The sequence below is a fragment of the Arachidicoccus terrestris genome (assembly GCF_020042345.1).
GTDB lineage: Bacteria > Bacteroidota > Bacteroidia > Chitinophagales > Chitinophagaceae > Arachidicoccus > Arachidicoccus terrestris.
The window spans coordinates 2,572,010-2,586,822 of record NZ_CP083387.1 but is presented as its reverse complement, the minus strand read 5'-3'; the positions used below and the strand labels follow the sequence as shown (position 1 = coordinate 2,586,822).

Genomic DNA, 14,813 nt, shown 5'->3' with positions numbered 1-14,813 from the left:
AAACATGTAAGTTATACAACTGAATAATAAACAAAATCTAATTCTCATATAATCACATTTAAATTATTTAACGAATATCATTATGCACTCAGCTACACACTGCCAGGTACCGCCTGGAACAGCATCATTTTGTGAACACTGGCACATGTTTGGCTTTGCCCTCCGCCAATAAACCTCGCCGGGCTTGCCCGTAAAATTATTTTACAATAACCTTGTCAAAAACCTTGTTTATCCCATCCGTAACGACCAGCAGATACATGCCTCTGGGAAGTTTTTCATCTAGCTCAATGGTATACTGATTGTTGCTATTGTTTGTCTTCAAGGACTTTGTTTTTACCAGCAAGCCATTCATTCTGTAAAGACTGGCAGTAATGCGGTCCTTACCGGTAAATCCAGAGAGGGCAAAATTTAACCTGCTGCCATAAAAGGGATTAGGGAAAACCTTAAAAACGCTATGGCCTTTTCCAAATACTATTTTAATTTGACCAAGTGTTACTCTGTCACCGTTTTGATCTACATAGACTAAGCGATAAAAGTCCGACGGATGGTAAGGCCTATCATCATGGACAGAATAATTGCTGATAGAGTCGCTGTAGCCTTTTGCAGGAACAGCTGTTAATAATTGATAATTTATACTATCGTTGGAACGATACACTTCAAATAAGTGGCTATTGACCTCTTTTGGCGTTTGCCAATGAAGGACAATCTGACTTTTTTGAATGCTTGCGGTAAAATTTTCAACTGATATTGGGTTAGAAGCCGCGTCGGTTAGCTGATAAATATCTGCCACATCTGATGGCGTAAGTGCATTATCATAAAAACGAATATCATCGACCTTATCTCTGTAGGGCTTATTTTCAACGGAATTCCCGATGGTCAATTGTTTACCGGCCTGTCCAATATGTTTTGTTGAACTACTCGATACCGAACCCGCCAGCCTGCCATTTATATACAGGTAAATATGCTGTGAACGTAAATCCCTTATCGCCACAATATTATTCCAATTGTTGTCACAAATATTATTGTCTCCTTCCATTTTTACACTCAGGCTGCTTTTATGTACTCCGTCATCGATGGCAAAAGTTAACTTATCATCCTTGAGCTGAATACCGTACCACTTACCTGTATTAGATTCCATCGATCCCTTATGAACAAGATAACAGTCTTTCCCTTCTGCGTAAGAATATGTATTCGAGGGTATCTTAACCCAAAGAGAAATTGTAAAAGACGTACTGTCCAGGAAAATTGCTTCCGAAGCGGGCACAACCAAGGCAGCGCCAGCTTCAACCGCATTTGCAAACCCCATTGCACCATTTAATTTGCCATCGGTTACACCCCACTCCGGACTAAAATTGGCCGTCCCGTTCAAATGATTGCCCGTCGCATCATGTGCCGTGTTCCCTGTCGACTCATCTAACTTATAATGTGCAACCAGATGTGTAACGTCACCTGTTGTAAAAGTCCATATGGTTCCGCTAGAAACATGGCCGTCTCCAATCGCGTCAATTCGCCAATAGTAGGTCGTATTACTTTGAATTCCTGTAAGTGTAAAGGCAGCTGTATCAGTATAGGCGATCACCGCCACTTTATTCATTTGAACAGAATCTGTTCCCACATAGATCGCAAAGCTATCTGTATAATTTCCCCCTTCCCATGTCAGTTTTATTTTTGAACCCAAAATCCCGGAAAGTTGCTCGTTATTAGCCGGACCCGGCTCTGAGGCCAGAACGGGCACATAGTAGTCAACGGGTGTCATTACGGTGATAATAGCGCTATAGGCAGACACCTGTTCATTATTAACGACCGCTTTTATCCGATAGTAATAGGTCGTATTAGGTACAAGAGCAGTATCTATATAGCTGGTCGTATCCATTGCTACTATAGCGACCTGTGTAAAATGAAGACTATCCAGTGACCTTTCCAGTACAAAATATGATTCGCTGTCAGAGTTGTCGACCCAGGAGACCCTGACAGAACTTGTGGACGTCGGTATATCAGTCGAAGCTTCCGCTTTTAGATCTGAAGGTGCAAAAACAAACCCCTCAGTAGCCACCATTAGCTCTCCGGTGGCAGGTTTAAACTTCCAGTATAAATTACTACCTGGTGATGCAGGACTAAAGCCGCTAAAATTGCCAGAAACGAATCCCCCGGGGGAAAATATTTTAAATTTATCACCAGCCTGGAAAGGACCTACAGTATCTATTTCAAGTATGCCATTATAATGAACAGAATCCTTCACCACAATTTGGTCACTGGAATCAAGCACCTTATTGACACGAACCTGCGTAACACTGCCAGAATCTAAAACCAGATTTGTATTCAGCGTAAAGACGCCAAAAGTACTATCACCCGGATTCAAAACGCCGTTACGCTGCACCTCTACTTCTCCGGCGATATAGCCTGTTCCAGACAGGACACCCTCACTGACGATGACTTTTCCGGTACCGTTATTGGTTCCATTAACAATCAGTCTTCCCGCATTTATTGTTGTTGTCCCGCTGTAGTTGTTGTTTCCGGTTAAACGCCAGTACCCTGCGCCTTCTTTTATAATAGTCGTTTCTCCTGTCGTATTGCTGGTTGAACCATAGGGTTGATTGTTGATCGACCCATTAAAGGTCTCATCGGTTCCCGCGCCACCAATAGAGTAAGTCGTATATCCAAATCCAAAAGATTGTGTTTTGACCCCACCACAGGATAACATCGCGGTCGCATCTCCCGAGAGTCCGCCAATGGAGACTGTCTGATTATTATTCCAGTTAACAATCTTTGTCTTACCGGTGGCCACCACCCGGTTGTTGGGAAAGCCCACATTGTTATCAATAATCAACAACCCCTCATCAGTGCTGTGAGCGATAAGTGTTCCGGAAAAATCGCTCCAGTCACCCTGAATCAGCTCTCGCAGATAAGGAATCCTATAGTTCAAAATCCCTCTTCCGTGCACCGTCATAGACAGATTTGCATTCCTATAAGGCTCGAAACCGTTCACAGTGCTGTCATCTACAAACAGATCCAGCGGATAATTTTCATAGATAGTGGTGCTTCCACCTGTCGTACGATAGGTGCCATTATGTAATCTCAGAATATTAGAGGTTCCTATTCCCCTGTTTTGATCAATTATGTCATCCGACAGGGTCGCACTGCTGACGGGGCTGACTTCTAGTATTCCTCCGTTAACGACGGTTTCACCCGCATAGGGATTTTCATTTCTTAATAGCAGTGTACCCGGGCCAGACTTGATCAATCCTCCGTCTCCCGTCAGCGCGCCGGTAAATGTCACAACGGCTGCGCTGTCACTAACGTTAAATTCGGTTGTATAGTCTATGATGGCATTTCGGTCTGTACTGGCTGTATTTCCCGTATACAGCCACCGGCCACCTTGCCATCTCCAGTTAAATGCATAGTTTGCAGAGGCCCCGATGGCGCTCAGAGAATCTCCGTTGGCAATGGTATTAAAGGCTATTGTTCCGTCATGCAATACCGAAGGGCCGGTGTATGCATTCAGCGTCAACAAAGACAAGCTGCCTTTACCGGTTTTATTCAATGAACCGGAGCCGGCGATCTGACCTGATCCACTTAGGGTATAATCATGATCTCCGCTAATTAACATGTCTGACGGCGCCACCACACCGTTGACATGTATAACCTGAGCGGTACCTTTATCGGGAAACAACAATTTACTGCTATCCATAAACACAGCTGCCATATTATCTGCATTCACCCAGTTATTACTGGTTTTGTCCCATTCACCGCTGACATTGCCATTCCATGTCAGATCAGGCACAAAAGTGGCGGTATCTAAAACGGGCACAACTACGGGTTTAGTCTTGGCAATAAGCTCACCGGAATAATCAGACAGCATATTATCTTTAAATGCGATTACCCGGAAGGTGTCAGACTGCTCGGGAAGCATCCCGGTAATCGCGACATGGTTTACATCTCTATCCGTCGTGTCTATGCGCGTCCATGTACCGTTTAGTTTTTTCTCAACATAAAATCCATGCTCTCCATCTGTGTAGTCCAGCCACGACAGGTATAAAGTCGATTGCGTGGCAGAATCTTTATGAAGATTTAATGGAACTCTTAAATACTCCTGGGAATTATCTTTGGTGATACTGTTAATATAGTTTTCAATATTTGTATATCCGTTAGCAGCGATCACCATAGCATCATCCGCTCCGGCGTTCGTTCCATTGGCAGCTTCCCATACATCCGGCATTCCATCATTATCTGTATCGACTCTGGGTACCCCTGCCCATAAGCTCCATGTTGTGGGTGCGCCAAAAGGCAACGAGCTCTCATTGGCAATTAATTCACCTTTTAGACCCAGCGATCTTACTTCATTGATAACATAGTAATCTGCGTAATCCCTGTATGGAAGGCAGGCCCCTACTGATGGCAGGAGGGAATCGAATAATTGATGTGCAGACCACGCCGGCAGGAGGGGATAGTTGTATGCCACCGACTGAAAATCCGGCGGTCCGACGTATTCGCCCGGCGGAATCAAATAAGGATCAAAGCGCCCATTCCTACTGCTGTCGAAAATATTATCAGCAGCATAAATATGGAAAGAGCTGTTGCCAAGATTGAAAGGCGGGACGCCATCTTCCGGTCCCTGGATAAAACAATTATTCGTTACATTCACATAAGAATCTCCCTCAGATTCACCACCCATAATATACGCTCCGTTATTCCAGTTGTAGACAATATTATTCACATATTGGCTCCTGCCTTTCACCTTATTGTTACGAGTCGTGTTGTCTGCATAAAGGTTACGATATAAAGTAATACTATCAGCCTGAATTAATCCACCTGCAGAATGGGTCATTAAGCCTTGAGAGATGATGCAGTTTTGAATTGTAATATTATACGCCGTGGTCGAGTTTATGGAAAAATTCTCATCCCTGCCCCAAGAAATCGAACAGTGATCAAATATGATATCATGACCATCCGCAATCCCGTTAGCATCTTTACCATCGCTGCCAACAATTCCCATCCTGATCTTCATATACCGGCATATCGTATTGCTGGCGCCGGAAAATGACCATCCGTTACCATAAACCGTTATCCCCTCGCCTGGCGCAGTCTGGCCAGCCAGATAAATATTATTGGCAACGATCATCCGGCTGTTAATACGAATAATACCCGCAACGTCAAAAACAACAATCCGGTTGGGTGCACTGACGGCATCACGTAGTGAGCCCGCGCCGTCATCATTTAGGTTAGTTACGTGATAGACAGAACCGCCCGATCTTGCCCCGATTGCATGTTTCCCAAATCCTTGTGCACCGGGAAAAGCGATTGTTTGTGCCTGTACACATAACACGCCACCTAAAAAATAAATGACCAAAACAATGAAAACATTCTTAAACAGGTGTAATAAATCTCTCATAGAATATAGGTTTAATATTTGAAAGAATAATTTCAGGCAGATTTCATTGGTTTTGATTCCAATCATGCATTCAAATGCCTCCGGCTAATCCTGGAACTATCGTTTGCCGATAAATGAGTCCTTAACTACTTTAACATTTGCCAATCTCCTCACAGCAAGACAAATGGAAACAACAAATTGCCATTGCCTTTTGGCCAATGATCCTTTATCTCAGGACCAATCGGAAGTATACGATTATGATAACACGCTCAGTGCTTAAACAATCCGTTCTGATTAATCAGGTTAAATTTCTATGCAATCTTTCTTTGATTTGCCCCTGCTCCCATACATGCATATTTTATTTTTACAAACGTTTATTTGTAAACAAAACTATAAAAGGCAATCGATTGAACTATCCTGTACTGTGCTGCTTCTTATTGCAAAAGAAGATGTTATGCAAAGAATATATAATTATGCAAGTTTTTCATATATGTAAATATATATTTTATCAGCAGATGTGCTAAACGGGAAAATCTAAAATATGCTAGTAATTGCAAGAGTTTTATTGGGGAGACGCACAGCTAGATATATTAAGCAATAGGCGTTTCTGACAATGAATCTTGACAACTCTTTCGGCGGTTTTGTCAATAGACGGGATAACAGAGTAACACCATAGCCATCTCATAAATTAAAAACCCCTGTCTCTAATTTAGGAGACAGGGGTTAAGCTCTATTTAATAGACTAAATAATTACGCGTATCACCACCCCGGATTCTGCATTGCTTCTTTTTGGTCGGCACTAAGTGCTGATCCGTCAATTTGAATGGCATCCAGGAAGGACTGTGGAATGGGGCGAAGATAATCCTTATCAGTCGGGGTTGCTTCAACATTAAAAGCATTATCCCGTTTAATAAGCGTCTTGGTCCTTGCCAGGTCTTCCCAACGCATTAATTCCCCAGCCAGCTCACGTGAACGTTCATTTAAAATAAAAGCAATAAATTTAGCTTCATTAGAAGATACGCCTAATACATCATAAAAATCATGCGTGGAATTAAAGATATCAGTTACACTATTCAGGTGCATTTCATTTAAGGTGCTTCCTTTAGTGGTCTCAGGGAGATTATTGGATTCATAGTATGTATTATGATCAGAATAGGAAACATATGTCGCAGCATTGGCGGAAGAATTGTTTTTGTAGGCAACACCTCCATCCACATAAAAAGAACGATCTTCGCCATCTTTATAAGCGGCCCTGTCCCTTACTTTGTTAATATAAGGGAGCGCCTTATCATATTCGCCCAAGCGGCCATAAGCTTCTGCAGCTATAAGATAGGTTTCTGCCAGTCGGGCCAGAATACCGTCCCGCTGGCCAAACTGCGACGCAACAGTGCTCCTTGAACCATCCATAAATTTGGATAACGCCACATATTGACTGGTAGTGTAATTTCCATGTTCGCCTTTATAATTATTAGCTTCTCCACTAAAATAATGGACATACATACTAGGGGCCCTATAGTTGATATTATCCGCGGTGTATCTGCTGTCGCCTGCGCCATTGACAATATAGCGAATAGACTCTTGCCCTCCTGCAAACTTAGGTTGTCCTATCTCAGAAGCGTTTGGCGCATAATCTGCGGTCCATTTTGGGGCACCGGACGGCTTGTTACACAGATAGCTTGTCTTAAAGCTCTTCCAGAACCTCGAGTCGTTGACCCTGTCAAATACATCCAATAGATAATCCGTACTACGCATACGTTGGAATTCTCTATCGCCGGGAATGTCTCGCTGCATACCCGGTAGATTCTGATACACAGAAGGATAATATAAATGCACCTGATTACCATACCTTCCCTGCGTGGCCGTATTGTTAGAGAATTGAGCAGCAAGAATAATTTCATTAAGTTGCTCATTGGGGCCGTCTACTGCTTCAAAATTCCAAAGATCACTATAATTGGGAGCCAGGCTATAATGGCCACTGTTAATTACAAGATCCGCATACTTCACAGCATTGCGCAGGTCGGCCTCTTTCGTTTCACTGTTCCAGCTGTCATAGAGTTCACTGGCTCTGAATAGATAAGCTTTGGCCAGAAAATGTGCCGCAGCATACTTCGTAATTCTACCGGTTGCCGCGGGCGTTTCAGGAAGCAAATCATAAGCCTTTGTAAAATCATCAATCACCTGCTGATATACCTGTTGTTCAGAAGCCCTCGTAAACGCTCTTTCCACCGACGTAGATTGTGTAAGTTTAAGTGGCACTCCTCCGTATTGCTTCACCAATTTAAAATAATCGAAGGCGCGCATAAAATAGCCTTCTCCCAGTCTGGTATCTTTATCAATTCCTCCTCCATAATACTTAGGCACATTCTCAATGACAATATTAGCTGAATTGATATTGCCATACATATTATCCCATATATCTCTGGCATGTGCTGTCTGGGAATTTAAATTGCTGCTGTATGAATTCCACATTTCCATCGTACGGTCTCCTCCTACCTGAAATTCATCCGTACCATACTCCGTAGTTGTATAAGCCCATTCGTAATTAAAATGGAACCTTAGGGACTGGTACATTCCAGTCACCAAGGCGTCTAAGCCTTGTTGTGTTTTAAAATCATCCGTATTAAGGGAGGTAACCAGATTTTCGTCCAGAAAGCCCTTTTTGCAGGATTGGATAGTGCATAGTCCGAAACTGATCCCTAAAACTCCGTATCTAATATATCTGTTCATAATATAATGCTTTAATTGTTAGAAAGTCAGGTTAGCGCCGATTACAAAACCTCTATTATAGGTCGAACCACCTAAGTCCGGATCGATCCAGGAGACGCCAGAATATATAAGCCCGGGATTACTCATCTGTGCATAGATCTTAAGGTTCGAGATGTGGAGATGATCCAGCGCTTTTTGGGGTAGGTGGTAGCCAAGGGAGATATTGCGAATTTTAATAAAAGATCCATTTTGATAGTTCATGGAAGATTTGTATTGATCACCCGCGGCACTTCCATAATCGGGAGAGGGATAGTCGTTTGTCGGATTATCGGGTGTCCAGTAATCAACAAGTCGTTGTGCATAACGGCCCTGTAACGATTCTGCTCCGGTCTCTACCATAAAGCCCCATCTGGCAAACATAAATATATTCAGCTCCCAATTTCTGTAGGTAAAGGTATTTTGAAATCCGCCGATCCAATCCGGGCTCGAGTGCCCCAGAATTTTTCTATCGTTATTGGGATCAATTTTATAGTCCCCGTTTAAGTCTGCCACTTTTATATCGCCCGCCTTGAAATCCGCATCATTTGCATTGAACTTTTCCATTTCAGCTTTGTCTTCAGCGGTGTTTTGCCAGATACCGGTTTTTTGATAGTCATAATAGACCCCGAGGCGTTGTCCTATAAACCAGTTATTGCTTATGTCATCTTCTTTACCATTACTGAGTTCCTTAATAGTGCTTTTATTGGCAGAAAAAGTTAAAGTAGAATTCCATCTAAAATCTCTGGTCTGAACATTTATTGTATTAAGAGAGATATCTATCCCCTGATTAGCCGTTTTACCAATGTTAGCCCATGTATTTGTAAAACCGGTAATAGATGGAATAGACATCAGCAGAAGCAGATCATTCGTCTGTGACTTGTAAGCGTCGATAGCACCGCTGACCCGTCCTTGCAACAGATCAAAGTCTAATCCCAAATTAAATTGTGTCGTTCTCTCCCAACCCAGATCCAGATTAGCCATCGGTGCCGGGTTCTTAAGAGAAGCGTCGGAAGACACGTAGCCTGCATCTACGCTGCTGCCCCATGTATAGTAAAGCGTTTGTACACCTCCAATCGTCTGATAAGGCGAAATTGCCGCATTACCCGTGGTACCGATTCCGGCTCGCAACTTTAATGAACTGATCCAGCTGACATCTTTCATGAAAGATTCTTGATCAATGCGCCAAGCCACTGCCGCCGAAGGAAAATAAGACCATTTATGCCCCGCAGACAATTGGGACGCCCCATCCCATCTGCTGGAGAGGGTCACCAGATATTTATTATCAAAAGAATAGTTGAGACGTGCCATATAGGACTGCAAGGTAGATTTGGAGAGACCCGTACCGAAACTCTTTAAGGCGCTTACTGAGTTGAGTTGATACCATCTCTGGCTATTCCATGGAAGGTCTTCAGCAGACATCGAGGAGGTTTCTGTCCTGTTATAGGAAGAGCTCTGTAACAAAGTCAAATGAAAATCATGCTGCTTTATGGTTTTATCATAATAAATCAGGTTGTCTAAAGTCCAGGAGAACTTATCAGACTGATCCAGACCCGCAAAATTCGTTGACCCGGGCTCCCCGCCGCCTCTGTTGATCGACAGCGAATCCATAAAACGGCCATCTCGCCAGTTATAAAACTCCGGTCCGAAATTCGCCCGGTATTTTAAACCAGGCAAGAGTTCTGCTTCTGCATACACCAAGCCAATGGTGCGAACCAGTTTACGCTCATTGATATTGTATTTATCTTCACCAATGGGGTTGATGATATTGATATCCGCTCCAGGGAGGTTGATTCTTGCCCCGGTGCTGTCATATGGAACGGCAAAAGGCAACATTCCCTGGGCCGCACCGTAAAGGCTCCCCGGACCACTGGGGCTGGAAGACGAAAATCCGTAGTTCTGAACACTATAGGTCGTTGAAAGGCTTCCACCAAACCTGAACCATTTAACAGGCTTTAAATCAATGGAGAATTTACCGTTATAACGGGTATAGTCCTGCCCTTTCTGTGTACCTTCCTGTGAAAGGTAGCCTATGGAAGCGTAGGTCTTGATCTTATCCGTACCTCCACTGGCACTTAAGGAATGATTCTGCATAACGCCGGTTCTGGTCACCATGCCCGTCCAGTCTGTTGTGGGGACGAGTGAACCGTTCCAGGTGCCGCTTTGCCATCCCTTTTCAATGTTTGCCCAGGCATATGCATCTAAATCACCGCTGAAGATGACCTTATCGGCCGCCTGCGTTGGGTCATCGGGATACTGACCCGCTCTGCGGAATGCTGCACGTCTGAACTCAATATACTGTGCAGAATTCATCATTTCTGACCGGTCTTCTAATTGATCAATAGTCAGTGAACCCGCATAATTCAGTGTAAGCCTGCCTGCTTTTCCCTGTTTAGTCGTCACCAGAATCACACCGTTGGCGCCTCTGGAGCCATAGATAGCTGTGGCAGATGCATCTTTCAGGATATCGATAGACTCAATATCATTAGGATTCAATGCTTCAATACCACCGGTGGCCAACGGAATTCCGTCCACTACGTATAATGGAGAATTACTGGCACTCAGAGAGCGTTCACCACGTATCAGCACACTGCCTGTCTGACCAGGTCTTTCATTGGATGTAATATCTACGCCAGCCGCTTTACCCTGCATAGCCTCAAGTGCATTGGCCACAGGGCGCTGCTGAATCTGCTCAGAAGATATACTGACCACAGATCCCGTCAGATCACTTTTTTTCTGGCTGCCATACCCGACCATGACAACTGCTTCCAGTTCTGTCACGGATTCTTTTAAGGTGATGGTTACCACTGTTCTGCCTTGTAGATTAACTTCCTGACTTTCATAACCAGTGTAGGCAACGAGCAGTGTTGCATCAGCCGTAGGAAGTTCAAGGGTAAACCGGCCTTCCGCATCGCTTAGCGTTCCCTTATGGGTACCTTTAATGGAAATCGATGCGCTGGCGATAGGCTTACCGGATGCATCCTGAATTTTTCCGCTGACATTATCCTTTTGTTGAATAACCGCGCAGCCGGCATAATCCGACGTGGCCAGGCTGACCGATGGGGCAGCACCGATGCACAAAGCTACCATTGAAACAGGTAGGCCAATCCTCCTGCCGTACCTTTTGATCAGCTCAGTAGGCCGACTTAGTAAATTCGTTCTGTACATTCTTAAAAGATTTTGGTAATTAGTTCAATTAAAAATCTCAGATAATCCTATCAGCAGGCTATGCCCTGGCCATAAGGGTTTTCTTGCCTTATACCAATAACGGAGCCTGGCGTTTTGACAACCAACAGTCTGTTTAGCTTCCTTTAAGAATAATAAACGTGCAGTCGACGCTTAATTTTTTAGACATCAGTTAGCCTTAATTACTGAATATCAAAAACATACCTGATAAGATCATTGAAAAGAGGTTTAATGAACGTTAATCATTTTTCAATTCTTAACAAATATAGAGGTCTGAATTTACCTGACCGTCCTGTACTATCCTGTAACAAATAGTAATTTTTCAGATTTTACTGTTAATTTGACACCTTTTACCAGGGTCAGCAGCACGCATTGCCTCAGCCCGACATCAGGGGAGGCGATTTGTCTTCATTAAAAATGGCAAAGCTCAGCTTGAATAAGTAGTAATGATACCATAAACGGCCGTAGATATCAGCGTCATCACCACCCATAACTATCCAGATAAGGCCGCTCGGGGTTGACAATTGAATAGGGATCAAACACGGTGTTTAAAACCTTTGCCGGATGAGCCGGTGTATTTGTAAAAAGGATAAATTTACCGGAGATGTTCTGAATCTCGCTGACAGGCTTTCTGCCTTTGGGTGCTTTAAATTTACTGCCATAGCCCGTGACGATCCCGTTTTGAGAAACCGCCATTCTTCCTCTTATATTTTCAATGCCGATGTTTCCGTTGCTGCTCCAAAAACCGAGACCGCAACTGTCGAGTGAAGTGGCTTCCGCCAATTCAACCGCTGCTCGGTTTCCATTAAAACGAATATCGTCTATATCAAGCGCCCAAACGCCATGTTCATTATAGGCGCTTTTTCCGACTGACGTAGAAAAAAGGCCTTTACCTAACCAATGAAACGTACGATAGGCGCTGTCCAAGACCAGTGTCAAGCCACATTCCAGCAAATTACCTGTTGCACTCTGATCGGGATGTACATTGTACGCCATCTCTATGACATTATTTTTTCTGACCAGAATTTGTACCCTGCCCCGGATGCCGCGATGGCTTGTCTTTGTGGTTTGCGACCGCCAGTGGCAATCCAGTGTATACAGCAGACCGCTGTCCGTCTTTTGCCGGTGACATTTATCGACGACAGGTTTGAGAAGATAAGGAGTCCAGTTAAACTTGTCTTTAAGCGTCTGACTCTCCAGGGTAATCGTTAATTTACGCCCTACCCGCATCAATAGAGGTGAGTGCAATAACATTTTCTGTCCGCTTTGTGCGGTCAATATCCCTGTTTTAGATACAGAAACGAAGAGTCCCCTACCTGCATTGCCTGCCTGAACCTGACCGAGAAAGTTCGCTTTTCTCAGAACGATATTCTTTTCGTTTATCTGATGCCCGTTTGGATCTATAATTTGTAAGTGTAGGGCTATATCTCCGCTTGGTGCTTTTGCTGGTAATTTTGCCTTAATTGAAATCGTATCCTTGTTGTGGGCAGTTATATCCAGCCACTGGTCTCCCTGCTCAAGGGCTTTATTCTGGTAAACAAGTTGCCACCTTAACTGATAGCCAACCAGTGAGATAAAATCAAATCTGTTTGCCAGCGTAATGTCAAAACGATTCCCCCCACCTAACTGACCCTTAAGCGTATCTGTCAGGATCTGAACCGGTGTATATAATTTTCGAACCAGAAAATAGTCTTCCTGAGGATAACCATCTCCGTAAACAATTCCGTCAGCACCATTATTGCCGGAGTTATCCAGGTAATGGTTTTGATCGATCTGAATACCTTGCTCTACACCGGAAAACGGCGGCATAGTATTATCCGAACCATGTGCTGGTTGATTGGCCTTTTTCTGAAATTTGGCGACGCTATTTGTCAAAATAGCCTGATCCGTCCAACACCACACCGACCCCCCAATAATCTTCGCCTGCCTTACAATGTTTTCATACTGCTCCTCAAATTCATCCATGGCCAGGCCCAGAGAATGGGCGTACTCGGTAAGAATAAGTGGTTTATCTGTTTTCTTCAGACTCTCATTCAACCTTTTTACATCCAGATAATGCGGCATATAAACATCTACATTAGGGCTCTGCTTACCCTGATAACGCAGATAGTCAGAACCCCGCTGTGGCAAGCCCCTGGGCCTCCCGGGGTCTGTCTCTTTGACGTATTGAATTACTTTTTCTACTATGGGAGTATAAGGATTCTCATTGCCAATGGACCAGATAATAACCGACGGGTGGTTTTTATCACGGCCGATAGTCGCCTTCGCCCTGGTGATAAGTTCTGGCAAGTAAGCCTCATCGCTTAGATTTTTATCGCCAAAACCAAACGGAACTTCATCACAAACATAAAATCCCATTTCATCACAAAGTGTATAAAAATCCGGGCCAAAAGGATAATGCGCGGTTCGAATAAAATTAATGCCGGCGGCCTTCATCATGCTAAGTTGCCTGCGGCGTGCCTTATAGGTAAGCGCCCTTCCCAGCTTAGGATCAATCTCACTCAAACAAACACCATGAAGCTTAACGGGCATATTATTTACTTCTAACCGGAATCCCTCAACTTTTACGCTCCTGATACCTACCCTTTGATTCGCACGCTGGATCACCTTGCCGTCAGGACCTACAATAGACACTTCCAGCCGGTACAGATTCGGGGTTTCCACGGTCCAAAGCCTGGGACTTGCTAACTCCCCTTCAAAATGGAGGCTGTCATTATGCCTAGAGAACTCCTGTCTGAAGTCCATCAAATGGTGCTCTAAATTATCTACCAGTGACGCCTGTAGGGTATAGCCACTGACGTTGCTGTCCCCATTGAACGTCCCCACTTTTGCGTCAATGGAAACATTCGCGTCTTTATTTTTTAATACGGTCGAATTAAATTTAATATCCTTAATGTAAATATTATCGAGGGAGAAAACCGTCACATCCCTGGAAATTCCTGAGAGCGACCAGTCGTCATTGGTATCAAATTGCCAGGTCCCCGGTGGTTGTGTGGAAAGAGAGCGGGTAGACACCTTTACACATAAAATATTTTTTTCATTTTTGACCAGAAAGCGCGTAATATCAAACTGATGCATATTAAAAGCGCTGCCCCAATTACCTACCTCTTGTCCGTTTACATAGACAGTATACGCAAAATGTACACCATCGAAACGCACAATAACATGCCGGTTCTTCCATATGGGGTTATAGTCGAATGCTCGTCTATAAAGCCCGGTATAATCGCCCAGATCCTTTCCATATTCTGGTTTTTTCAACCCTTGCGTTTCCCAGTTGCTAGGTACAGTTACGTCATCCCAACCTGTCGCGTTAAAATCAGGCTTTGTCCACTGATCCAATGTATCCGGTAGCTGCCGGCCCTGGATGATCTTAATTTTCCAGGTTCCATTCAGTGACGTCGTTAACATCCTTTCTCTTACCGGGTAAAACTGCGCGTTTAGATGTACACAGAACAGAACGCTCATGATTCCTACTACAAGTTTAAATATGGCTGACTTCATCATATTATTAAATTCT

Annotated in this window: 4 protein-coding genes; all 4 read right to left on the bottom strand. The window is 43.9% G+C overall.

Annotated features, from left to right (window positions below; translation table 11 throughout):
* Positions 1-196: 196 nt before the first annotated feature.
* Positions 197-5,389: a LamG-like jellyroll fold domain-containing protein gene (locus K9M52_RS10010; RefSeq protein WP_224068286.1), complete on the bottom strand. Its 5,193-nt coding sequence runs from the start codon at positions 5,387-5,389 to the stop codon at positions 197-199.
* A gap of 738 nt (positions 5,390-6,127) precedes the next feature.
* Positions 6,128-8,095 carry a RagB/SusD family nutrient uptake outer membrane protein gene (locus tag K9M52_RS10005; protein WP_224068285.1) on the bottom strand — a complete coding sequence of 656 codons (1,968 nt, stop codon included), beginning with the start codon at positions 8,093-8,095 and terminating at the stop codon, positions 6,128-6,130.
* A gap of 18 nt (positions 8,096-8,113) precedes the next feature.
* Entirely contained in the window at positions 8,114-11,278 is a 3,165-nt protein-coding gene (locus K9M52_RS10000; protein ID WP_224068284.1) for a SusC/RagA family TonB-linked outer membrane protein, read from the bottom strand.
* Positions 11,279-11,776: 498 nt separating this feature from the next.
* On the bottom strand, positions 11,777-14,800 hold the full coding sequence (locus K9M52_RS09995; RefSeq protein WP_224068283.1) for a glycoside hydrolase family 2 protein: 3,024 nt from the start codon (positions 14,798-14,800) through the stop codon (positions 11,777-11,779).
* Positions 14,801-14,813: the final 13 nt, after the last annotated feature.